Below are 21,432 nucleotides of genomic sequence, written 5' to 3'. Positions count from 1 at the left end.
CGCCAGGGAAGTCAGCCTCGATCGGATATGCGCTGGCCGGCGTGAACGTGATGTAGTGGTCGATCTGTTTCGTGGTAAATGCCGCCGCCGCAAGCTCGTTATTCGCGAAGGCGATACCCGTGATCTTGTCCAGAAGCGGGTACGGCTGGCCGTCCGGAGCATCTACGAAGTAGTCCGGGTAGGCGGTCGTAATGACGTTGTTGCCGACCTCGTAGCTGTCCATCATGAACGGGCCGGTGCCTATCACCTGCTCGGGAGCGGACAGGTTCCCGCCTGCCGGGGTGAGAACGTGCTCGGGCAGCATGATGTGCCACGAGTCCGCCAGGGCCGCAAGAATGCGGCTTGTCGGATTGGTCATGGTGATTGTCATGGTCAGGTCGTCGACCTTCTCCATCTCATTGACGAGAAGCAGGCCGGCGACACGGGGCTGTGGGATTCCCTCAGGCGGGTCGATCCACCTGTTGATGGTGTAAACGACATCGTCGACGGTGAACGGCTCACCATCGTGCCATGTGACGCCCTCGTTGAACTGAAGTGTCACGTTGCTGAAGTCGTCATTGAACTCCCAGGAGTGTGCCAGGTCAGGGGTGACGGTCAGGCCGTCCCTGGGCGAGAACTGGAGCACGCCAGAGTACATGCGGTTGAGTCCCTGGGTCGAAGACCAGTGTGACCGGGTGGTCATATCCCACCGGTCGAACCAGACGCCGGTGGCGATGCGCATATCTCCGCCGCGCTTGCCTTCAGTGAACTCGTGAGCGACCTTCACCTCAGTCGCCTTGGGCTCAGCAGCCACAACGACGGTTGCAGCCGGAGCGGGAGCGGCTGGTGCAGCAGGTGCGGCGGCAGGAGCCGGGGCTGGAGCAGCAGCCGTAGCGGCGGGGGCGGCAGCCGCGGCCGGCTGAGGAGCAGCAGGTTCTTCTTCCTCGTCAGCGGTGCTGCAAGCCAGGGCTGCGATCATCGCCACAGCCAGAGCCGCTATTCCGAACAACCTAGCAAAGCCGGACAGATGGGTCTTCATCACTTCCTCGCCTTTCGCTACTCAAGACGACAGCAGGTGTTGGAACCTGTCACGTAAGCCCCAAATATACGCTGATGGTCACAGAAGTCAAGCAAGGGAGCCAATTCCCAGTCCAATGAGAGTGCTGGTGGAGTGGTATTGCAACTCAGTTGCGTTAACTGCACCATAGGCCGAGTATCCAACTGGCAAGCTATCTGGTCTATCCGAATGTCATCCAGCCCCCCTTCAATCGAAACTGAGGCACGCAGCACGCGGCAGACGGTTGCGACCGTGCTCAGAGTGCTTGCTCCGGTCGCGGTATTTGCCGTCTGTCTGTTGCTGCCCGCTCCTGACGGGCTGACGCCTGAGGGCCAGGCTGCTCTGGCGGTGATGTGCCTTGCCGTCATTCTGTGGGCCACTGAGACGCTTCACATCGCGGTCACGGGGATAGTCGGCATTGTGCTGCTAATACTGGTAGGCGGCGTCTCGGATGTCGGCGAGGCGCTTTACGGCTTCTCTCAGCCGGTGGCCTATTTTCTGATCGGTATCCTGACCCTGGGCATGGCTGTTCACAGGTCCGGGCTGGCAGAACGGGTCTCCACCCTGCTGATGCGCGGCACGGGAGGCAATCCCGTTCTCCTCTATATACAGATGCTCTTCTCGTTTGCCGCGCTGACGTTCGCTCTGCCGTCCGCCAGCACGCGTGGGGCGATACTCGTACACATCTACGAGCAGGTGATGGAGAGTTGGGACATCCCGAAGGACCACTCCTACCACAAGGCGGTGATGATAGCGCTGGGTTCGCTGAACCGCCTGGGCTCAACTGCTCTCCTGGCAGGTGGAGTCACGCCGGTGGTGGCTTCCGGGCTCTTGGGAGACTTCTCATGGGGACGATGGTTCATCCTGATGAGCGTCCCGTTCTACGTCAACCTGATCATCGGTGGGACGCTCCTGTTTCTGCTGTACCGGTCGGGGTTCAGGGTCGACGCGGATGACGGTGCGCAGATCTTGGAGACAGGCCCGATCACCGCAGTGGAGGTACGAGCGGGGGCTATTGCGCTGTTCACGGCGCTGATGTGGTTCACCGACTTCGCCCACGGGCTGCACCCCTCGGTGCCAGCGCTGATAGCTTTCTGCCTGATACTGATGCCGCGTGTCGGCGTCTTGAACTGGAGGGAGCTGGAGCAGAACCTGGGCTGGGGCAACTTCATCGTCATCGCGTCGACGCTATCCCTGGCCCACGCGCTGGTCAGCAGCGGGGCTGCCGCATGGTTCTCCGAAAGCCTGGTCGGATGGATTGGAGGACTGAGCAGCAACCCGTGGCTGTTTCTCCTCGCCCTGTGTTGCTGTGCCGCTGTTGTCCGCTCGCTGCTGCCCAACATCGCGGGCTACCTGGCGCTGGTGATTCCGGTAGCGATGGCGGCAGGTGAAGCGGTGGGCCTGAACCCGCTGGTATGCGGAATGGCAATAGTCGTGATCGGGGACACGCCTGTGTACTACCCTGCTGGCTCCACATCGGGGGTCTTCATATTCGAACGCGCGGCAGTCAGGGCCATCGAGGTAATCCGGTTCGGCCTGATAATGACCGTCGTGGCCATCGGCACACTTTTTCTGCTGGTCTTACCATTCTGGAGCCTGGTGGGCGAGCCGCTGGTGAACTAGCTGTACTTGCGAACTCTGGGGCGTCTGGTAATACTTGGTGGACCAGAAGCGAGGGCTTGCACACTCGACTTATGTCATTCTTCGACAGATTAAGCGGCGGCCACGACCTGCGTCACTGGGTGATCGTCATGATTGTGTTCGGCATCACCGGATTCAGTGCGCTCGTCTTCAGCCGGCTGCTATTCAACGTCATTCTTGGAATGGAGGGCAGCCTGTGGTCAGGGCCGTGGACATACCGGGTGCTGTACCTGTCGGTGATCCCGCCGTTCTACTCGGCCATGCTGGTTGTCGTGGGTACTATCTTCGGAAAGCGGGAATACTTCGCCTACCGGGTGGTCCGGATGTGGAGTCGGCTGGTCCCCGGCAGGGCTCGCAGGCGGTTCTTCTCGAACTGACGTCTGGCAGTGGGAGTAAAAGCCGAGGGGTGAGAGGTGCGAGAAGGCCATGCAGGAATGGGAACTGGCCCTCTGCGCGCGCAGGACTCATCTCACCCCTCGACAGGGGCTAGGGAATTACTCCGGTCTCTCTGAGGAGCGCGTCGGTCCCCGCGAGGTCCGACAGCGTACTCAACTCTATGTCCGGGCTGTTGAGAGTATCGATCGGGGGCAGCAGACGATGCGTCTTCACGCCATCCACCAACGGATACTCGAATGTCTGGCCGGCGAAGTACTGCTGCGCGACCGTTGACAGCATGAATCGCATGAAAGACTCTGCGTTGTCGCGGTTCTCGCCGGTGTCCAGTATGCCTGCTCCGGCAACCATGACGAGGCTGTCGGGGCCGCCACTCTTCAGGAACAGGTTGCGTGCGGCGAAGTCGTCGCCCGACTCCTGGATGAACCTGTGCAGGTAGTAGTGATTGACCAGTCCGATGGCGACTTCACCCGCGCCTGCGGCCGCCACGATGGGAGTGTTCTTCGGGAACACGCCCGGCTCATTCTTCTGCATGTCGAGCAGCCACTGGCGGGTTTCGTCCTCGCCCCACATCTGTCGCATGGCCGTTACCATCGTGCGGAACGAGGCGTTGCTCGGAGGCCAGCCCAGCTTGCCCTTCCACTTGGGGTCCGTCAGGTCCATCACCGATGTGGGCAGTTCGTCTTCACTGACGAGCTCAGTGCTGTACACCAGTACACGTGCCCTTCCGGATATGCCCACCCAGGAGCCGTCTGAAGCTCTGGCCCACTCGGGCACCTTCAGGACTACGTCCGCCGGCAGGGCGGACAGCATCGATGAGACTGCTCCGAGGCCGCCTGGGTCCTGCGCAAAGAAGACGTCGGCTGGAGAGTTGGAACCCTCCTCCAGAAGCGTGGCAGCCAGGGCGAAGGTGCTGCCGTACTTGACCTGGACGTCTACGCCCGTAACTTCGGCGAACTGCTCGATGATTGGCGCCACGAGGGACTCGCTGCGCCCGGAGTAGATGACCAACCTCCCGGGGTCTTCCTTCGAGGTGGTCGGGGCAGTCATGGCTGCATTAGCGGCCAGCTTGGCGGCGTCGCTCGCCTCCTGCGCTGCCGATGCAGCGGCCATTGCCGCGGTCGCCGCGTCATTGGCAACCAGTTTTGCCTCTTCAGCCGCAGCTATCGCAGTGGTGTCCTGCGCCGCCGTGCTGGCCTTTTCAGCGGCATCAGCAGCGGACCTGGCTGCCGCACCAGCCTCCTGCGCTGCCTGATTCGCCTGATTGACCGCAGATACGACGCTGCTATCAGGTTCTGAGGTCTGGCACGCCGCAATGGCCATTCCGACCATTGCCAGAACGACCAGAAGCGCAATCGGCTTGAGGGCGCGAAGACCATATATTCGATACCTGTAAGAAGCCATGAGTTTAGCACCCCTGAAACTCTGATGTATGTCCGCACAACTATCTGACTTAGTGCAGACTTAGTATTAACATACCATCAGACTAATTGACAAGTCCTACCCGCACTAACCATGCACGTAAGAAGGCGCGCTGAAGTACCAGGTGGGGTGTCATGGAGCGGGCCGCAGTGATGCAACTCTACAGAGACGGCTCATCACATAAGGTGGCAGTGACCCAGAAGGCGGGGCTCAGATCAACTCGGCGGTACCGAGCTACTACGCACGAATCCTCGTCCTCGCGGGACCTACACTGGAAGTCGTCATTCCGACGAAGACTTACAGGCGGCTCACTCGAGCCAGGTAACTACCTCTGAGTGGGACGTTCGCTGGGTGCTTGGGATCTCCGTCGGCTTTCCTGCGAACACGACTCCGACCATCGTCCAGTCTTCGTCGGCGCCCAGGGTCTGGGACAGCTCGGGGAGCCTTGTGAGGCCGCCGGTGCTCCAGTCGATAGACAGACCTTCCGCAAATGCCGCCAGTGCCATGTTGTGCACTGCGCAGCACGATGTGGCGTAATTCTCCTGCGTGACCTCTTCATTGTCTCCGGGGAGACTGTAGACGTACGTCATGGCGGGCGCGTTCAGTACGCGGTCCCTGCTGGCGTCCGCTGACCTCTTCTTCTGATCGGGATTGGGGTTGACCACTCCATCGTAGGCGGTCTGCCAAGCTGTCTCCGCGATCTTCTTTCGTAGTTCGCTGTCCTTACGGATAGTGAAGAAACGCGTTGGGTTGGTCAGCCTGTGATTCGGGGCCCAGATCGCGGCCGAGAACATTCTCTCAAGAGTCTCGTCGGAAACAGGCTCTCCAGTGAATTCCTTTACGTTGCGTCGACCGAAGATCGCCTCGTAAATGCTGACCGAGCTTTCCGGCACTCCCACGTCGCTGCTGTCGATACGCACTTTCTGTCCCCCCGATTCTGAATTCACACTCTATAGTAATGTCCCACATTCAGATTAGGCCACTACCCTGTCAGTCCGCACAGCCCATAGATTTAGACATCCTGAGTCGTCCAGATAGTTTATACATATATCTGAAATTAATACAGACATAACAACGAAATCGAAGACAGGTGGCATTCGTACTGACCAGCCCCGCGTTCACGGGGTATAATCCGAACACAGTTCAATGCCTGACTGGGAACACGCCATGAAGTACCTCAAGACCATCGGTTTCAATTCCAACCAGCCCATAGGTCGCGGATTCAACTACCCGTACGACACCGCGTTCAGCGCGGACGGCCGCATCTTCGTGATGAACAGGATGGGCGGGCTGAACCCGCGCGGCATCCGCATCCAGATATGCACGTTCGACGAAGACTGGCTCGGCGAGTTCTCCACAGGCCCCGGCGACGGCGATGACCAGTTCCGCGTTCCTGTGTGCATGGCCTTCGACGCGCACGACAACCTGTACGTCACCGACGAGGCGCTCAACGAGGTCAAGGTCTTCGACAGCCAGGGCAACTTCCTCCGAAAGTGGGGAACAGACATCGATGGCTATGGCTCTCTCGCAGGACCTGCCGGAGTCGCGCACGGCGCCGACGGCAGCGTCTTCGTCGTCGAGCAGTACGCCAACCGCGTTCACAAGTTGACGCCAGACGGCGAGTCGATCACGACGTGGGGACTGGCCGGCGACGGCCCCGGCCAGTTCAACCTGCCCTGGGGCGCGACCGTGGACTCAGACGGCGACCTCTACATAGCCGACTGGCGCAACGACAGGATTCAGAAGTTCACGCCGGACGGCGAGTTCATAGCCGCGTACGGCAGACCGGGCGATAGCGAGGGCCAGTTCCACAGACCAAGCTCGGTCGCGGTCACCCGTGAGGGGCTGATCTGCGTCGCCGACTGGGGCAACGAGCGAGTCCAGATACTCGACGCCGACGGCGAGTTTCAGCAGAAGCTCACCGGCGAGGCCACGCTGTCGAAGTGGGCCGTGGAGTGGTTGGAGGTCAACCAGGACGAGCTCGGAGCGCGCAACCGTTCCGACCTGGCCGTCAAGGACCTCCCCAAGCACCTGCAGACCCCGTTCCATACGGCATCCCAGACAGAGCCGATATTCTGGGGCCCCGTCTCAGTCAGACTCGACGCCGAAGACCGCCTCTACATCACAGAACACAGCCGCCACCGCATCCAGATCTACGAGGGCTAACCACGGCCAAGCCTCCAGGGAGCGCACCCATGACCACTGAGACTAGAAACCAGATCGCCCACCTTGCCAGGCGTGCGGGGTTCGGCGCCACGCCGCAGGAGCTGGATGCCTACGAGGAGACCGGGTACGAGGACCTCGTGGAGCAGTTCCTCAACCCTGCGTCGGCGGACAACATACCTGACGACCTGATCTTCCGACGCCACGTCGACCTCCACGCCATGCAGGGCCACAACGCTGCCTACTGGGCTTACCGGCTCATCTCGACGCAGTGCCCGCTTGAGGAGAAGATCGCGCTGTTCTGGCACGGAGTGTTCGCCACCGGCGAGAATAAGCTGAACAACCTGGGCTCCCTCACCAACCAGGTCGACACGTTCCGCAGGCACGGTATGGGACGCTTCGATGAAATCCTGCCATGATCATCTGGCTGGACAACCACACCAACCACAAGGACTCCATCAACGAGAACTACGGACGCGAGATACTCGAGCTCTTCTCGATGGGTGTGGGCAACTACACCGAGGACGACATTAAGGAGTGCGCCCGCGCCTTCACCGGCTGGTCCGTCAAGAACGGCGAGTACATGGCCATGATGGCGATGAAGGACTCGATCTGGCCCTACGGTCGCATCTTCTGGCACCACGAGTATCGTGACGACGATCACGACACGGGTGATAAGCAGTTCCTCGGCCAGGCAGGCCCGTTCGGCGGCCAGGAGGTCATCGAGATCATCTGCCGCCAGGAGGCCACTGCCCGCTTCGTCGCCCGGCACCTGTACAACTTCTTCGTCGCCGACGAGGTCCCCGTGCCCCAGTGGTCGGACACTCCCCCGCGAGACCCCGACGCAATCGACCAGCTTGCCGCCGCCTACTTCGAGTCTGACCACGACATCCGCTCGGTGCTGCGCGTGCTGTTCAACTCCGACTTCTTCAAGCAGTCCCGGTTCACCCGCGTGAAGAGCCCGACCGAGGTCGTCATAGGAACGCTCAGGCGTACCGGCGAGTTCCAGGTGCCGGATGCAGCGAATATCGGCATCTTCAACATCATGGAAGAGACCGGCTTCATGGGACAGAAGCTGCTCGACCCGCCCTCGGTCGAGGGCTGGCACACAGGCGAGGAGTGGATCACGAGCGGCTCGCTTGTCGACCGGGTCAACTTCGCCGCCCAGCGGATGAGCGACGCCTCCAACCCAGGCATCAGCGACATGGTCGAGCGCGTTACCGGCGCTGTGCAGACCGAATACGACCCCGACACGCTGGTCGACGCCTGCATAGACGTGATGGGCCCCATGGACGTCGACTCCAGCACCCGCGCACTCCTGGTCGAGCTTGCCACTGCAGGCACGCAAGAGGGCGTCACCCAGGAGCTCATTCTCGACATATTCAAGCTCATCGCATCCAGCCGCGAGTATCAACTCTGCTAGCAGAGAGTCCAAGGGAGTCCCACTCCAATCGTCTTACCGGCGAAGGCCGGTATCCAGAGGGGTGGAGACTGCTGGCCAACAGACCGATCACGAACACCTAAACAAGAGGAGAACCCGGCTATGGCCACAATGACCGCGGCGGACATGGACCGAGTTCGTGCTACGGCTGCCAGTCTCATCGACGAATATCATCTGCCCGGCATGTCGATAGGCGTGGTGTCGTCAGACGGCATCCTCTACGCGGAAGGCTTCGGCTACGCGGAGATCGAGACCAGGCGCCCGCAGGGTCCACGACTCAGGCAGCGAATCGGCTCGATCACCAAGACGATGGTCGGCCTGTGCGCGATGGCGCTGGTCGAAGAGGGCAAGCTGCGCCTCAATGACCGCGTCGTCGACAGGCTTCCCGACATCAGCTTCACAGGTCCCGCCGAGGCCGTGTACGTCAGGCACCTGATGACCCACACCAACGGCATAGGTGAGGCGCCCAGCATGGACTACTACCTCGACACGGGCGCGGCCCTGTGGTCGAACAGCGTAGCGCCCGTGCCAGTGACGGAGGCCTACGCCGACGGCATCAATATCGAGGCCCCGCCAGGAACGAAGTGGGCGTACGCCAACCACGCATTCGCGCTGCTCGGAGAGATCATCTCCAGGATAGAGGGGCAGCGCATCGAGGAAGTCCTCCGGGAGCGGATCTTCGACCCGCTGAGCATGGCAAGCTCCGACTGCTACGACCTGATGCACCCCGACCTAACCATCGGGTACCATCACGGGCCATCCCATGACGACCTCGACGTGATGGCGCTGCTCGGGAAAGAGCCTCCCGAAGAGCAGACCGTCGACGGGTACAACATTCGCGGCGACTACGTGTACGTCGGCCCCCGAGCCGCGGGCGCGGTGCAGTCCACCATCCACGACATGGCCAAGTACGCCTCCGCGCTGCTTCAGAAGGGCGCGGGAATCGTCAGCCCTGAGACCTTCGACATGATGACGTCGCCCCAGTGGTGCCCGGACGACCGTCTGATGAGTCTCGGCCTGACCTTCATGCGGGACGAGCAGTTCGGACTGCGCAGCATCGGTCACGGCGGAGGCGTCTCGGGCGGCTGGAACACCCACATCAACGTCTTCCCGTCCGAAGACCTTGCGGTGCTCGTGCACATCAACATCTACTCTGACAGCTCCAACGAGGTCTTCTCCAGGATCATCCAGGCCGTGCTGGACGCCCCGGTTGCGGACCTGTCAGGATGCACGCCAAACCCGGCGGTGCTTGACGCCGTCACAGGCGTGTACGAGCCCCCACCGGGGTTCCTGACCAGCTACCGCATCATCAGGGGCACAGGACGAATCCAGATCACTGCCAAAGACGGGGAGCTCGAGCTTCGCTCACGGCGCGGACCCTGGCGAGAGGGAGTGCGCCTTGCTCAGCCCGACGCCAGCGATTCCAGCTTCTTCATACTGGACACCGGCGAGCCCGACCCGCCGGGACTCGTGTTAGAGAGCGGCGTGCCAACGACCATCCACATGGACCGGATGAGCTTGGTCAAGAACGAAAGCCTCAGCCCTTGGGCCTGAAGTCAGAGCAGATACCCCCTCTCCCTGAGGGTGACAGGGGTAGGTATTCGCAAATCGTCATTCCGGCGAAGGCCGGAATCCAGGGGGTGGGGGTGTCCTTCGACAAGCTCAGGATGAACGAATTGTCGGTCTACCTACCCCTGTCAGCTCCTTGAGGGAGAGGACTGGGGTGAGGGTGATAGCCTCTCACTCCCCCACCCCATCTGAATTCCGGCCTCCGCCGGAATGACGGTACGGCTGTTGATGAGCCTTTAAGCTGACCCCGGGGCCAGCGCCTCCACCACACGGACGTAGGAGTCCATGTCGGGCTCATTGAGCACCAGCCTGATCTCGTCCACTCCGGCGTCGAAGAACGTCTGCATCTGGTCGCGGCACTCTTCGGGGTTGCCGATGATGGTCATAGCGTCCACCATCTCGTCGGTGACCAGGCTCGCCGCGCGCTCCCTTTCACGAGACAGGAACGCCTCACGAATCCTGTCGGACTCCTCGCCGAACCCGATCCGGTGCATGTACTGGTGGTAGAACACGCCCATGCCGCCTATGTAGAAGGCGATGTGCGGACGTTCGGTGTCGCGCGCGGCCGGTATGTCGTCCGTGACATACGCCGACACCTGCGGCGACATGGTGATGTCGTCGAGTGAGCGACCCGCCGACTCGGCCCCTGCCTTCAACTCAGCGATCGCAGCGTCCATACGCGTCGGCGCGAGAAAGATGGGCAGCCAGCCGTCGGCGAGCTCTCCGGTGAGTCGCAGGCTCGGAGGACTGAGCGACGCAATGTAGATCGGAATGCTCTCGCGGTACGTCCTGAACCGGAGCCTGAACCGCTGCGTCTTGAAGAACTCGCCCTCGTGGTCGATCCGCTGGCCAGCGATGGCCTTGCGGATGATGTCTATGTACTCACGCATTCGCGTCAGCGGCTTGCTGAACGTCTCGCCATGGAAGTCCTCGATAACGAGCTGACCGCTCGCGCCGAGTCCTAGGAAGAACCGGCCCTCGGACATCAGGTCCATGTTGCCCGCAGTCATCGCTATGTTCGACGGCGAGCGCGCGAAGATCGGCACGATGCTGGTACCGATCCTGATCCGCGATGTAACAGCCGCGATCTGCGCCAGCGACGTGAACGCGTCCTCGCCCCAGGCCTCACCTGTCGTGATGCAGCTGTAGCCCAGGCTATCGGCTCGTTCCGCCAGGTCCAGCGTGTCCCGCCAGCTTCCGCCCGGAGGCCTCAGTCCCATGATTCCTATGTCGCCCATGTTGTATATCTACTCCCGGACCGTGCTCTTCAGTGGTCGAATGTACGCTGTACTATAATGCGCCCCAACCACAGATTGCACGTGTCTCAGTTCAGCGGGCCAATTTGTAGGGGAGAAAAGAAATTGGCCAAACTCACAGGCTCGATAACCGACTCTGACACCGGCGAACCAGTCGCTGCACGAGTACGAGTGGTCGCGTCTACCGGCCAGTTCGTCCACCCCGACGCAGCCATCCTGAAGGTCGGCACCGGCGACCCGTTCTTCTACTCGGACGGCACTTTTGACGTCGACGTGCCCCGAGGTGCGTTGCAGGTCGTCGTGGAGCGCGGCACCGAGTACGTCCCGGCGCAGATCGATCTCGACGCCCCATCCCGTGGCACGATCGAAGCTAACATCACGCTGAAGCGATGGACCGATCTCGGAGATCGCGGCTGGCACCCCGGCAACACGCACATCCACTACGACGAGAAGGAGACACGGCCAGACGAGCGGCTCATGCTCGACCCTCGCGTCGAGGATCTGCGCATGACCGCAGTCAGCATCCTGAAGCGGTGGGACCTCGAGTACGCCAACAACAAGTACCCGACCGGTATGCTCACCGAGTTCTCATCGGCCCACCACTACGTGGAGTGCGGCGAGGAGAACCGGCACAACTTCGAGACGTGGGGGATGGGCTACGGCCACATCATGCTGCTGAACATCCGAAACGTCGTCGACCCCGTCAGCCGCGGCCTGCTGGTCGACACTTTCGACCCGGACTACCCTCCCCTGAGCTACGCCTGCGACGACGCGCACAGGCAGGGAGGCATCGTGATCTGGTGTCACAACGGACAGGGCATGGAGGCGCCCGTGGCCGCAGCGCTGGGCAAGCTCGATGCCTTCAACCTGTTCGACCCTCACTGGAACGACGTCGAGTACGACATCTACTACCGGATGCTGAACGCCGGCCTCCGGCTGCCCGCATCCACAGGCTCGGACTGGTTCATCTGCAGCGCGAACCGCGTGTACGCCTACACCGGCGGGGAGTTCGAGTACCCCGACTGGCTCGACGCTCTGACGAGCGGGCGCACGTTCATCACCAACGGCCCTGCCCTGTCGCTTGAGGTCGATGGCCAGGGGCCCGGCGCAGAGGTCTCCACGACGCCCGGAGGAACGCTGTCAGTTGCGGCGACCTGGCAGTCGCATCGACCGATCGCACGGTCGGAGATCGTCTTCAACGGGCAGGTGGTCGCAGGAGAGGTGTTCCCGGACGGCTCCACGAACGGTCGGCTTGAGATCGACCTGCCCGTCTCGTCCGATGGCTGGATCGCCGCCCGGCTCGCAGGAGCGCACCGAGACAGCTTCCACCAGCCGGTGTTCGCCCACACTAGCCCGGTCTATATCCAGGCCGGAGCCGCAAGCCTAGAACGCTCCGACGCCGCCCGTCAGTTCGCCGACGGCATCGACCGCGACCTCGACCGCATCCGCGTCAGGGGCAGGTTCTACAACGACAACCAGCGCCGCGAGATCGAAGACCTCTACCGCCACGGCCAGCAGGTGTACCTCGACATGCTGAGGTAGCCACGCTCTCGCAGTCATACCCGCGAAAGGAGTCCTCTGCGTAACTTCGTCATTCCGGCGAAGGCCGGAATCCAGAGGGGTGTGAATGGTGTTCGGTAGCTTGCAACCAGACCTTTTCACCCTCACCCCCGCTCTCCCTCAGTGAGAGGGGGTAATGCAGCTAGCTAACGTGGTGTTATACAATGCGCCGCAACTGAAGAACGAACACGTCCAAGGTCGTACAGTGAGACCAAGTGAAGTAACCTTCGATGCGTATGAAGCCGAAGAGGGTGGATACTACGCAGTCGCCAGAGAGTTCAGTTCTCCATCGTTACACAGGGGGAGTCTTGGGAGGATTTGAGGCACATGGTCCAAGATGCAGTGCTCTGTCACTTCGATGACAGTTGCGTTCCCTGCACCATCAAGCTTAACTGCCCATGAATTGGGCAAAGCATGTTTGGCCTGAATTCAGAAAGAGAGACGCAAATTGACAACAGCCGCACAGACTTGGACTGAACAGATGGTTGAGGCCGCCGAATCCACCGTGCAGGTGGTAACAGGTGGCTCGGGCGATCCCCTGCTGATCCTCCACGAGGAGTTGGGACACCCCGGCTGGATGAACTTCCACGAGTCGCTTTCACAGGACTTCGCTCTCACCATCCCGTCTCATCCAGGATTCGGCGACTCTCCACACATCGACTGGATCATGAACATGCGCGATCTTGCCGGCTGGTACCTGACCGCGCTGGACGACATGGGCATCGAGCAGACCAACCTGATGGGCTTCGCGTTCGGAGGCTGGCTGGCCGCTGAGATGGCCACGATGGACCCCAACCGGTTCAGCAAGCTCGTGCTGGTCAACCCAATGGGCATCAAGCCGCCGACAGGCGAGATCTTTGACATGTTCCTTGTAGTAGCCAAGGAGTACCTGGAAGAGAGCTTCCTCGACCAGGAGAACACGCCGGAGTTCGCGACCATATGCCCGGAGGAGCCTTCTCCCGAGCAGGCCGAGTACTGGGAGGTCGCCCGCGAGCAGGCGTGCCGTCTGACGTGGCGTCCATACATGCACTATCGCGCGCTGCCGCACCTGCTGCGCCGCCTGAGGAACACGCCGACGCAGATCATCTGGGGCCGGGAGAACCCTATCGTCCCTCTCAGCGCCTCACAAGTCTACCACGAGTCGATTCCCGGCTCCGAACTGGCAATCATCGACAACAGCGGCCACCGCCCAGAGATAGAGCGCCCAGACGAGTTTGTGAGCCTGGTATCAGGCTTCCTGAAGGGGTGAATCTCCCAAAGGTACGCACAACTCAGTCCCGGTGGCCCAACCGTTCACCCTGAGCTTGTCGAAGGGCCGGCTGCAGACCGCCGCAACGACAAGGGCTGTCATTAACCCAAGGCAATCATCCGCTCTACGAACCTGGCAACGATCTCCCGATCATCGCCGTAACCGAAGTCTTCCATGAAGTCGAACTCGGCGTTGGCACGGAACACCTCCGCTACCCCGAAACCATCGGCAATCGACATGTCGCCCGTTTCATCGGCAAGCTTCCGAGCCGCCATGTGCAACTCTCGGTTATCCGAGCAGGGCCAACCACGCCGCAGAGCCGCCTCGGTCACCGCACGAGCTGCGGCCCTCCACGTGTAATCCGACCCCTTCAGATGATTGCCGGCCATGAACTCATGGTCCGCCGCCGCGAGAAGTCCCTGGGGTGTATTCGGGTATTTCTCGACAGGCGAGTTCCGTTTCCAGTTTCAATCGACCAGGGTCAGTACCCGATTTATGAAGTCTCGGACAACCGCGCGATCATCGTCGTAATCGTAGTCCTCTATGAAGTCATGATAGTAGTTGGCATGGAATTTCTGGGCAACTCCAAAGTCGGAGACCATAGATGCATCGCCCGTCTCGCCTGCGAGCTTGCGAACCGCTACTTTCAGATCCCGATGCTTAGTGAATCGCCAGCCCCGCTTGAGCTACGGCCATAACCGCGTGTGATGCCGCTCCCCACAGCTTCTCGGATGCTTGGAGGTTGTCACCAGCCATGAACTCGTGGTCCGATACCGCGAGAAATTCCTCAGCCGTCTAGGCGTGTTCTTGTACCTGCATGACGCAATTATCCTGTCACTGTAGCGTTCAGTGTATGATATCGTTAATACTTCCTCTCAATCAAGGTGATTCGTCTCGAATCACAGGAACACGACCTCCTACACTGGAAACTAGTAAAGCCCTCTCTTCTACCATCGCCGCGGATACATAACCTCCACGCCAACAGCCCAGGAAATCCTGAAAATCACATAATCACACAAATCAGAGTTCAGACAGTGACCCTTGACGTAGCCACACGCACGTCTTATCATTCCTATTAGTATATTTGTTCTGTTTCTAAGTCAAAGATCCCATGTCCCTACCCCAATACATCAGAGACAACACTAACGACGGCCACAACATCGCCCGCGTCCTCATCGACGTCTTGGAAGGACGCCTCGACGGCACCAAGATCAACCACAGGCTGACAGCCGCCAGACTCCTCACCATCTACGGACACGAGGACGCCGACGACTTCATAGCCGACAACACTCCCGATACACCATCTGACGAGCGCGGCGAGAAGATCTGGCTTGAGATAGACCCCGGACTCAGAACACTCATCAACGCAAGGACCGACGATGGGCGTGTCATCTGCATGTTCCTCATCGACGTGATGGAGGGAAGGTTCGAAGGCAGCCACGTCGGACACCGAGTATCGGCAGCAAGAGAGCTCCTCAATCGCGCGTACGGCAAGAGCCCAAGCAGGAGCTTGCCCAAGCCACCCGGCTCGAGCTCGAAAAGGCGTCAGCCCCACAAGACACACCAGAGAGTCCCATCCACTCCGACACAGACCGTCACACCGGCCCCCGCTGCAAGCACAGCAGTCCTGGCCGGACCCGAGCAGCAGTCGGATTATGAGATCGATCCTCGGATCGACGTCGCAAGGGATATCGACTACTGGTTGGACATTTACGACTCCCCCCGGTACGAGTTCATGGGCGAGTGTCAGCATCCGGACTTCGACCCATACGCCGCCACCATCGACGAGGAGTACTTCAAGTCATTCACCGCCTGTCAGGACCCCGACTGCGAGGTCCATGGTAGTTTCCCCGAAATCAACTGGGACCCCAACGACTACCACTACTGACCCAGAACCCCAACCAACAGACCCCCTCTCCCTTGACGGGAGAGGGTTGGGGTGAGGGTGAGAACATCTGCCCCAGGCATTGGGAGCCTCTAACTCCTCACTCCTCTCCACTCACTCCTCCAAAATTGCACATGTGCCGATTTCCCGATAGACTTGGCCGCATCTCAGCATTATGCGGCCGTATCGAAGGAGGCGCCGATGTTCATAGGTCATTTCACGGAGAGACCGTACCAGGACCCCGAGTCCGGGTACTTCGGTGCGACCGGCCTGCCGATCAAGGACCTCACCCTCAGCAACGAGATCTATGACCCACAGGTGGGCTCCGATCTCTACAACCGCTACCTCGACGAGCGCGTCTATGCCGAGCAGATGGGCTTCGACGGCATCATGCTCAACGAGCACCACAGCACACCCTTCTGCATGGGCGGCGCGATGAACGTCGAGGCGTCCATCCTCGCCAAGATCACCGAACGCGCCAAGATCGTGCTGCTCGGCAACATCCTGCCCATCTGGGACGACCCGCTGTGGCTGGTTGAGCAGCTTGCCATGATCGACATGATCTCGCGCGGCAGGCTTGTATCCGGCTGGGTACGCGGCACCGGACGCGAGAGCGTTGCACACAACTCGCCTCCGCCGTACAACTGGGAGCGATTCCAGGAAGCGCACGATTTCATCGTCAAGGCGTGGACGACACCAGGCCCGTTCCGGTGGGAGGGCAAGCACTTCAACTACCGCTACGTCAACCCGTGGGTACGGCCCTACCAGGACCCGCATCCCCCGATCTGGCTGCCCGGCGTGGTCAGCCGCGACTCGCTCGTGTGGGCCGCTACCAACCGCATCCCTTACATCATGCTTGCCACCAAGCTCGGACCGACCCAGGAAGCATTCCAGATCTACCACGACACCGCCGCCGAGTTGGGCTACGAGTCCGGCCCGCAGAACATCGGCTACCTGTGGAAGGTCCACGTTGACGAGACCGAGGAGCTTGCAGACGAGGTAGGCAGGAAGTTCGTCCAGGGACCGAGCAACCCGTTCCTCGCAGGCAACGAGGGCACCGCGAACCCCGCTCTGCTCGGACTGCCGGGACTGACCTCCCGCAGGCGCGTGCTTCCGACCCGCGACGCCGCGACGGCCAACCGCGGCGGTATACTCAGCACCTCCTACGAAGACCAGGTCGAGAACTACACCGTCGTATCCGGCACGCCGGACACGGTTATTCCCAAGATCAGGCACGTACTCGAAACGCTCAGGCCCGGAAGCGTGTTCTTCTGGGACGGCGACGGTGCGATGACCCACGAGGACCAGATGCGCAGCCTCAGGCTGATGGGCGAATACGTACTGCCCGCAGTCCGCGAGATTGCTGATGAACTTGAGCTGCCCAGCCCGTTCGAGGTCAACCCCGCAACCGGCAAGCCGTTCGAGGAAACGAAGACTGAGGCCGAGGCAGTCGCCGACTGACCAGAACGAAACCGCCCCCAGACCAAATAACGGCCCAGCGAGTCTCGCATTCGCTGGGCCGTTTGATCACTGCGATTCCTCGAAGCTCTCCAAACTTGCAGCCACTATGTGAATCTGCACGTCCCCTCTCCCTTGATGAGAGAGGGCTAGGGTGAGGGTGATGAATGCCGACTCCCCCTCATCCTAACCTTCTCCCGCCAGGGGAGAAGGGACTTACGCCAGCTACCTCGCAAGTTCAGCATAGGCCGCATCCGTGTTAACCTACGCTCCGTCTGAAAAACCAGTTGAAATGGGAGTGTTGCCGTGAACCTTACTGGTCGAAGAGAAGCCTACCGGGCGGTCCTGGAGGGCGACGCGTGTGTTCATCCGGCGTCGGTGTACGATCCGATATCGGCCCGCATCGCCGAAGACCTCGGGTTCGAGGTGATGATGTTTGCCGGATCGATCGCGTCGGCCACGGTGCTCGGCGCGCCGGACTACATCGTGCTTACCCTAACCGAGTTCGCCCAGCAGATTCACCGCATCTGCCGAGCCGGAACGCTGCCGCTGATGGTCGACGCCGACCACGGCTACGGCAACGCGCTCAATGTGCGCCGCACCGTGGAGGAGCTGGAGACCGCCGGGGTCGCCGCGCTGACCATCGAGGATACGCTGCTGCCCAGGGCGTTCGGCCAGTCTGGACAGAGCCTGATACCCATCGAAGAGGGTATCGGCAAGATGAAGGCCGCGCTTGCGGGCAGACAGGACCCGTTGCTGGTCGTTGCAGGCAGGTCGAGCGCGATTGCCATCGAGGGACTCGATGAGGGCATACGACGCGCCAAGGCATACGAGGCTGTCGGCGTAGATGCAGTCTTCATGACCGGCATCAGCACACCAGCAGAACTTGAGGCTCTGAACGCCGAATTGAACATCCCGATCCTGCTCGGCGGAGTCTCAGGCGATCTGACCGACAAGGCGTATCTCGGCTCACAGGGAGTCCGGGTCGCGTTGCAGGGCCACTGGCCGTTCATGGCGACCATCAAGGCTGCCTACGATACCCTCAAGGCGCTGCGTGACGGCGTGGCCCCATCCGACCTGGAGGGGATTGCGTCTGCCGACCTGGTAGCACAAGTGACACGCCTCGCTGAGTACGACGAGTCGATACTGGAATTCCTGGAGTAAGCAGGCCAGATCCAATCCCTGCCCCTCTGGGTTCCGGCCTCCGCCGGAACGACGGTACTGCACTGACCTGACAGCACTAGGAGAAAGAAAATGCCTAAGCCAACGAAGATAGAAAAGGTCGAGACGTTCCTGTGGGACCGCTGGCTGCTGATCAAGATCCACTGCGAGGATGGCACGGTCGGCATCGGTGAGGGCGGCGTCCACGGCTGGCAGCGTCCGACAAAGACCATGGTCGAGACAATGGAGCCGTACCTGCTCGGCCAGGACCCGAACAAGATCGAGCACCACTATCAGTACCTCTATCGCAGCTCACACTTCATGGGCTCCGTGGTGCAGGGTCGCGCTGTGGGACATCAAGGGCAAGCGCCTCGACGTTCCGATCTACGACCTCATGGGCGGCAAGACCCGTGACCGTGTTCGCTGCTACATGCACGTCCGCGCACCGTCGGACAACGACACCGCTGAGGGACTAGCCCAGGACGCGCTGAAGGTCGCCAACGAGGGATTCACCGCCGTCAGGTTCTCGCCGTTCCCCAGGAACTTCCACCTGCACAAGTCCTACAGCGGCTGGGCCGACGAGGCGGTCAACCGGGTCGGAGCGGTGCGTGAGGCAGTCGGGCCTGACGTGGACATCTGCGTCGAGATCCACCGACAGATGAACCCGGCAGAGAGCATCTGGCTCGGCCGCAGGCTGGAGCAGTTCAATCCGTTCTTCTACGAGGACCCGATGCTGCCGGACAGTCCTGCGATCATGGGCGACGTCGCCGCAAACTGCAACATCCCTATCGCGACCGGCGAGCGCTTCGCCACGATATTCGAGTACCAGCAGCTCCTTGAAGCCAAGGCTGCGTCGTACGTGCGACCGGACCTGTGCGTGTGCGGCGGGCTGTCGGGCTGCAAGAAGGTCGCGGCGATGGCCGAGTCGTACCACGTCAAGGTGATCCCGCATAACCCGCTGTCCCCTGTCAGCACGGCAGCGTGTGTCCAGCTCGACGCGTGCATACCGAACTTCGCACTCCAGGAGTACACCGGCGAGTCGGTGCCTCCCAAGAGCGACCTGCTGGTTAATCCCCTTGAGCTGATCGAAGGCTACCTGACGGTGCCGGATGGCCCCGGACTCGGCATCGAGCTGAACGAGGCTGCCCTGTCCCAACCCGAGAACCCCAAAGTGCTGAACACCCCAATCGGCTTCGACGGCTCAGTCCAAGACCGGTAGGAGGCGTGACCGACAGGTTCCTGCCCGGAGTCCCGGCCGAACAGGTCGAGGCGTGGTTCAAGTTCAAGGCCAAAGATGGGCGCGGCTACCAGACGGACATCAACCGCGCCCTCCGTGAGCATGTGCAGAGAGTCGAGAAAGAGAAGTCTGAGATCAATTCTCAGGCATAGTTAGACTGCCGATCATCCCTGCCAGGCGTATTTGCGGGCGGCCTCTTCGTTGAGGTCGGTGCCCCAGCCGGGGCGGGTTGGGATGGTCATCCAGCCGTTTTCGATCTCGGGGAGATCTGTGGTCAGCTCGTCGCGCCAGGCGGCGGAGTCGGCGTCGCTCTCCATGATACGGACGTTGGAGACGGCGGCGGTCAGGTTCAGGCTCTGGAAGCTGGACAGGTGCGAATTGTAGTTGTGTGGGGCGATGTTCATCTCGTAAACCTCGGCGAGGTCGGCGACCTTCTTGGCCTGTGAGAATCCCTGCCACTGGACGTCGACCTTGACCGTGTCCATTGCGTGCTTCCTGAAGTACGGCTGGTACTGGCGCAGTCCTAGAAGCTGCTCGCCTGTGCAGATCGGTGTTCGCTGCGCCATCTTGAGCTGCAGCAGCGCGTCGGGGTCCTGGTTGTCGATCTCCATCCAGAACAGGTCAAACGGCTCCAGCGCCCTGCCGATGGCGATGGCACCCTGAGTCTTGAAGTTGTAGTTGATGTCCAGGCAGATGTCGATGTCGGGGCCGACGGCGTCACGCATCGTGCCGATCTGCTCGACGGTGTGCCGAACGAGGTCGGTTGGAGTGTTCTGGTCGTTCGCACCGGCGAACATGTTGTTGATGACCGACGGGTTCTCGCCAGGGAAGACGATGTTGGTCTTGAACGCGGTGTAGCCCGCGTCGACAGCCTCGCGGGCGCAGTCGGCGACGTCCTCCATGGTGCTCAGCTTGGGGACGCCCCACTCCTCGGCCATCCTCGCCCTGTAGGTGGCCAGGTGGGACCAGTACACTCGCTGCTTGTCCCTGAGCGGTCCGCCGACCAACCGATGCACCGGCACACCGTGGAACTTGCCCTTGATGTCCCACAGTGCAAGCTCGATGCCAGCTATGGCCATCGCGGTCGCGCCGCCGGACGACGAGCGGGTGTTGCGGTACATGTCCATCCAGAGTTTGTCGACCGGGAGAGGGTCCTTGCCTATCAGCGTATCGCCGATGTCCTCGACGAGCGCGGGCAGGCCCTTGGCGAAGTTGCCCACGCCGTACTCGGAGTAGCCGGTGATGCCCTCGTCGGTGCGGATGGCGCAGTAGAGCCAGGGGTTTGCGCCGAGGCCTTTGACTGCGAAGTTTTCGATTGCGGTGATTTTCATTGTGGTACCTGCCTTGTTTGAGGGTGAGACGGACTCTTCGCCCTCACCCTAACCCTCTCACCCAGGGAGAGGGGATCAGTTGATTGAGTTTCAGGCCCTGTCATCCCTCAAGGGGGGATTCTCCTTTATTTATTCCACGCGTACTTGCGGGCGGCGTCTTCTACGAGGTCGCAGCCCCAGCCGGGTGTGGTGGGATGACCTCGGGGCGCTCGGTGAACAGCTCGAAGCGCCAGGGGACGCCTTCGGGGTCGCTCTCCATGATGCGGACGTTCGAGACGGAGGCGCACAGGTGTGCCGACTGGAAGCTGGCGAGCTCGGACGCCGGGTTGTGCGGCGCGATGTTCAGCTCGTAGGTCTCGGCGACGTCGGCGACCTTCTTGGCCACGCCGAAGCCCTGCCACTGGACGTCGACCTTCACGGTGTCCATCGCTCGGAGTTCGAAGTACGGCAGGTACTCCCTGACGCTGAAGTGCTGCTCACCTGAGCAGAGAATGGTCGAAGTCGATGCCTTTAGCTGGGCCAGCGCCTCGGGGTCCTCGTTGTCGTGCTCGATCCAGAACAGGTTGTAGGGCTCGAGCGCCTTGGCGATCCTGATGGCGCCCTCGGTCTTGAAGTTGTAGTTGATGTCGA

Annotated in this window: 23 protein-coding genes; 15 read left to right on the top strand and 8 right to left on the bottom strand. The window is 61.2% G+C overall.

Annotation, left to right across the window (positions count from 1 at the left end):
* Positions 1 to 1,018, bottom strand: a 1,018-nt coding sequence (locus J4G14_13180; protein ID MCE2458744.1) for a hypothetical protein, incomplete at its 3' end; no start/stop codon positions are given.
* 207 nt (positions 1,019 to 1,225) lie between these two features.
* On the opposite strand from J4G14_13180, the gene J4G14_13175 reads away from it, so the two are divergent.
* Together J4G14_13175 and J4G14_13170 are read left to right on the top strand one after the other, a co-directional pair.
* Positions 1,226 to 2,659, top strand: a complete 1,434-nt coding sequence (locus J4G14_13175; GenBank protein ID MCE2458743.1) for an anion permease — start codon at positions 1,226 to 1,228, stop codon at positions 2,657 to 2,659.
* Positions 2,660 to 2,715: 56 nt separating this feature from the next.
* Positions 2,716 to 3,054, top strand: coding sequence for a hypothetical protein (locus J4G14_13170; protein ID MCE2458742.1), 339 nt, complete (start codon positions 2,716 to 2,718; stop codon positions 3,052 to 3,054).
* 109 nt (positions 3,055 to 3,163) lie between these two features.
* Here the strand turns inward: J4G14_13170 and J4G14_13165 are convergent, their stop codons facing one another.
* Positions 3,164 to 4,183, bottom strand: a complete 1,020-nt coding sequence (locus J4G14_13165) for an iron ABC transporter substrate-binding protein (protein MCE2458741.1) — start codon at positions 4,181 to 4,183, stop codon at positions 3,164 to 3,166.
* 617 nt (positions 4,184 to 4,800) lie between these two features.
* On the bottom strand, positions 4,801 to 5,412 hold the full coding sequence (locus J4G14_13160) for a nitroreductase (GenBank protein ID MCE2458740.1): 612 nt from the start codon (positions 5,410 to 5,412) through the stop codon (positions 4,801 to 4,803).
* Between the two features lie 226 nt (positions 5,413 to 5,638).
* On the opposite strand from J4G14_13160, the gene J4G14_13155 reads away from it, so the two are divergent.
* The 4 genes from J4G14_13155 to J4G14_13140 all read left to right on the top strand — a co-directional run bounded on the left by J4G14_13155 (position 5,639) and on the right by J4G14_13140 (position 9,650).
* Complete coding sequence (locus J4G14_13155) at positions 5,639 to 6,658, top strand: NHL repeat-containing protein (protein MCE2458739.1); 1,020 nt, start codon at positions 5,639 to 5,641, stop codon at positions 6,656 to 6,658.
* Between the two features lie 29 nt (positions 6,659 to 6,687).
* On the top strand, positions 6,688 to 7,074 hold the full coding sequence (locus J4G14_13150) for a DUF1800 family protein (protein ID MCE2458738.1): 387 nt from the start codon (positions 6,688 to 6,690) through the stop codon (positions 7,072 to 7,074).
* Entirely contained in the window at positions 7,071 to 8,078 is a 1,008-nt protein-coding gene (locus J4G14_13145) for a DUF1800 family protein (protein ID MCE2458737.1), read from the top strand. The genes J4G14_13150 and J4G14_13145 overlap by 4 nt, the downstream gene beginning before the upstream one ends.
* 120 nt (positions 8,079 to 8,198) lie before the next feature.
* Positions 8,199 to 9,650, top strand: coding sequence for a serine hydrolase (locus tag J4G14_13140; protein ID MCE2458736.1), 1,452 nt, complete (start codon positions 8,199 to 8,201; stop codon positions 9,648 to 9,650).
* A 251-nt stretch (positions 9,651 to 9,901) separates the two neighbouring features.
* On the opposite strand, the gene J4G14_13135 is transcribed toward J4G14_13140, so the two are convergent.
* On the bottom strand, positions 9,902 to 10,903 hold the full coding sequence (locus tag J4G14_13135) for an LLM class flavin-dependent oxidoreductase (GenBank protein ID MCE2458735.1): 1,002 nt from the start codon (positions 10,901 to 10,903) through the stop codon (positions 9,902 to 9,904).
* 123 nt (positions 10,904 to 11,026) lie between these two features.
* On the opposite strand from J4G14_13135, the gene J4G14_13130 reads away from it, so the two are divergent.
* Both J4G14_13130 and J4G14_13125 read left to right on the top strand, forming a co-directional pair.
* On the top strand, positions 11,027 to 12,463 hold the full coding sequence (locus tag J4G14_13130) for a CehA/McbA family metallohydrolase (GenBank protein ID MCE2458734.1): 1,437 nt from the start codon (positions 11,027 to 11,029) through the stop codon (positions 12,461 to 12,463).
* A gap of 466 nt (positions 12,464 to 12,929) precedes the next feature.
* Entirely contained in the window at positions 12,930 to 13,730 is an 801-nt protein-coding gene (locus J4G14_13125; protein ID MCE2458733.1) for an alpha/beta hydrolase, read from the top strand.
* A gap of 101 nt (positions 13,731 to 13,831) precedes the next feature.
* Here J4G14_13125 and J4G14_13120 read toward each other — a convergent pair whose 3' ends face one another.
* Positions 13,832 to 14,005, bottom strand: a complete 174-nt coding sequence (locus tag J4G14_13120) for a hypothetical protein (protein ID MCE2458732.1) — start codon at positions 14,003 to 14,005, stop codon at positions 13,832 to 13,834.
* A gap of 99 nt (positions 14,006 to 14,104) precedes the next feature.
* Between J4G14_13120 and J4G14_13115 the strand changes: the two genes are divergently transcribed.
* On the top strand, positions 14,105 to 14,428 hold the full coding sequence (locus J4G14_13115) for a hypothetical protein (GenBank protein ID MCE2458731.1): 324 nt from the start codon (positions 14,105 to 14,107) through the stop codon (positions 14,426 to 14,428).
* Here J4G14_13115 and J4G14_13110 read toward each other — a convergent pair.
* On the bottom strand, positions 14,391 to 14,486 hold the full coding sequence (locus J4G14_13110; protein ID MCE2458730.1) for a hypothetical protein: 96 nt from the start codon (positions 14,484 to 14,486) through the stop codon (positions 14,391 to 14,393). The two genes, J4G14_13115 and J4G14_13110, sit on opposite strands and share 38 nt — an antisense overlap.
* Positions 14,487 to 14,841: 355 nt before the next feature.
* On the opposite strand from J4G14_13110, the gene J4G14_13105 reads away from it, so the two are divergent.
* From J4G14_13105 to J4G14_13080, 6 genes are all read left to right on the top strand, one after another.
* A complete protein-coding gene (locus tag J4G14_13105; protein ID MCE2458729.1) occupies positions 14,842 to 15,618 on the top strand; it encodes a hypothetical protein in 777 nt (258 codons plus the stop codon).
* 198 nt (positions 15,619 to 15,816) lie between these two features.
* A complete protein-coding gene (locus J4G14_13100; GenBank protein ID MCE2458728.1) occupies positions 15,817 to 17,076 on the top strand; it encodes an LLM class flavin-dependent oxidoreductase in 1,260 nt (419 codons plus the stop codon).
* 303 nt (positions 17,077 to 17,379) lie between these two features.
* Positions 17,380 to 18,237, top strand: a complete 858-nt coding sequence (locus J4G14_13095; protein ID MCE2458727.1) for an isocitrate lyase/PEP mutase family protein — start codon at positions 17,380 to 17,382, stop codon at positions 18,235 to 18,237.
* 90 nt (positions 18,238 to 18,327) lie between these two features.
* Positions 18,328 to 18,648: a hypothetical protein gene (locus J4G14_13090; GenBank protein ID MCE2458726.1), complete on the top strand. Its 321-nt coding sequence runs from the start codon at positions 18,328 to 18,330 to the stop codon at positions 18,646 to 18,648.
* Positions 18,629 to 19,453: a mandelate racemase/muconate lactonizing enzyme family protein gene (locus J4G14_13085; protein ID MCE2458725.1), complete on the top strand. Its 825-nt coding sequence runs from the start codon at positions 18,629 to 18,631 to the stop codon at positions 19,451 to 19,453. The genes J4G14_13090 and J4G14_13085 overlap by 20 nt, the downstream gene beginning before the upstream one ends.
* A gap of 5 nt (positions 19,454 to 19,458) precedes the next feature.
* The gene (locus J4G14_13080) at positions 19,459 to 19,623 is read left to right on the top strand and encodes a BrnA antitoxin family protein (GenBank protein MCE2458724.1); all 165 of its coding nucleotides are present in this window, start codon (positions 19,459 to 19,461) and stop codon (positions 19,621 to 19,623) included.
* Positions 19,624 to 19,635: 12 nt separating this feature from the next.
* On the opposite strand, the gene J4G14_13075 is transcribed toward J4G14_13080, so the two are convergent.
* Both J4G14_13075 and J4G14_13070 read right to left on the bottom strand, forming a co-directional pair.
* The gene (locus tag J4G14_13075) at positions 19,636 to 20,802 is read right to left on the bottom strand and encodes a mandelate racemase/muconate lactonizing enzyme family protein (GenBank protein MCE2458723.1); all 1,167 of its coding nucleotides are present in this window, start codon (positions 20,800 to 20,802) and stop codon (positions 19,636 to 19,638) included.
* A gap of 160 nt (positions 20,803 to 20,962) precedes the next feature.
* Positions 20,963 to 21,432 (bottom strand): mandelate racemase/muconate lactonizing enzyme family protein (locus J4G14_13070; protein ID MCE2458722.1); only part of this gene is annotated, 470 nt, incomplete at its 5' end.

The organism is Dehalococcoidia bacterium (assembly GCA_021295915.1).
In the GTDB taxonomy this organism is placed as follows: Bacteria; Chloroflexota; Dehalococcoidia; order Lucifugimonadales; family UBA1123; genus VXRN01.
Note: the sequence above shows the minus strand (reverse complement) of the source record. Positions and strands in the feature narration are given on the sequence as shown.

Bases quoted from the DNA above. Each gene is read 5' to 3' on its own strand.
- J4G14_13175 (MCE2458743.1), top strand. From the start codon at position 1,226: ATGTCATCCAGCCCCCCTTCAATCGAAACTGAGGCACGCAGCACGCGG.
- J4G14_13165 (MCE2458741.1), bottom strand. From the start codon at position 4,183: ATGGCCGCTGCATCGGCAGCGCAGGAGGCGAGCGACGCCGCCAAGCTG.
- J4G14_13155 (MCE2458739.1), top strand. From the start codon at position 5,639: ATGCCTGACTGGGAACACGCCATGAAGTACCTCAAGACCATCGGTTTC.
- J4G14_13150 (MCE2458738.1), top strand. From the start codon at position 6,688: ATGACCACTGAGACTAGAAACCAGATCGCCCACCTTGCCAGGCGTGCG.
- J4G14_13145 (MCE2458737.1), top strand. From the start codon at position 7,071: ATGATCATCTGGCTGGACAACCACACCAACCACAAGGACTCCATCAAC.
- J4G14_13140 (MCE2458736.1), top strand. From the start codon at position 8,199: ATGGCCACAATGACCGCGGCGGACATGGACCGAGTTCGTGCTACGGCT.
- J4G14_13135 (MCE2458735.1), bottom strand. From the start codon at position 10,903: ATGGGCGACATAGGAATCATGGGACTGAGGCCTCCGGGCGGAAGCTGG.
- J4G14_13120 (MCE2458732.1), bottom strand. From the start codon at position 14,005: ATGGCGGCTCGGAAGCTTGCCGATGAAACGGGCGACATGTCGATTGCC.
- J4G14_13115 (MCE2458731.1), top strand. From the start codon at position 14,105: ATGATTGCCGGCCATGAACTCATGGTCCGCCGCCGCGAGAAGTCCCTG.
- J4G14_13110 (MCE2458730.1), bottom strand. From the start codon at position 14,486: ATGGCTGGTGACAACCTCCAAGCATCCGAGAAGCTGTGGGGAGCGGCA.
- J4G14_13105 (MCE2458729.1), top strand. From the start codon at position 14,842: ATGTCCCTACCCCAATACATCAGAGACAACACTAACGACGGCCACAAC.
- J4G14_13100 (MCE2458728.1), top strand. From the start codon at position 15,817: ATGTTCATAGGTCATTTCACGGAGAGACCGTACCAGGACCCCGAGTCC.
- J4G14_13090 (MCE2458726.1), top strand. From the start codon at position 18,328: ATGCCTAAGCCAACGAAGATAGAAAAGGTCGAGACGTTCCTGTGGGAC.
- J4G14_13085 (MCE2458725.1), top strand. From the start codon at position 18,629: ATGGGCGGCAAGACCCGTGACCGTGTTCGCTGCTACATGCACGTCCGC.
- J4G14_13075 (MCE2458723.1), bottom strand. From the start codon at position 20,802: ATGAAAATCACCGCAATCGAAAACTTCGCAGTCAAAGGCCTCGGCGCA.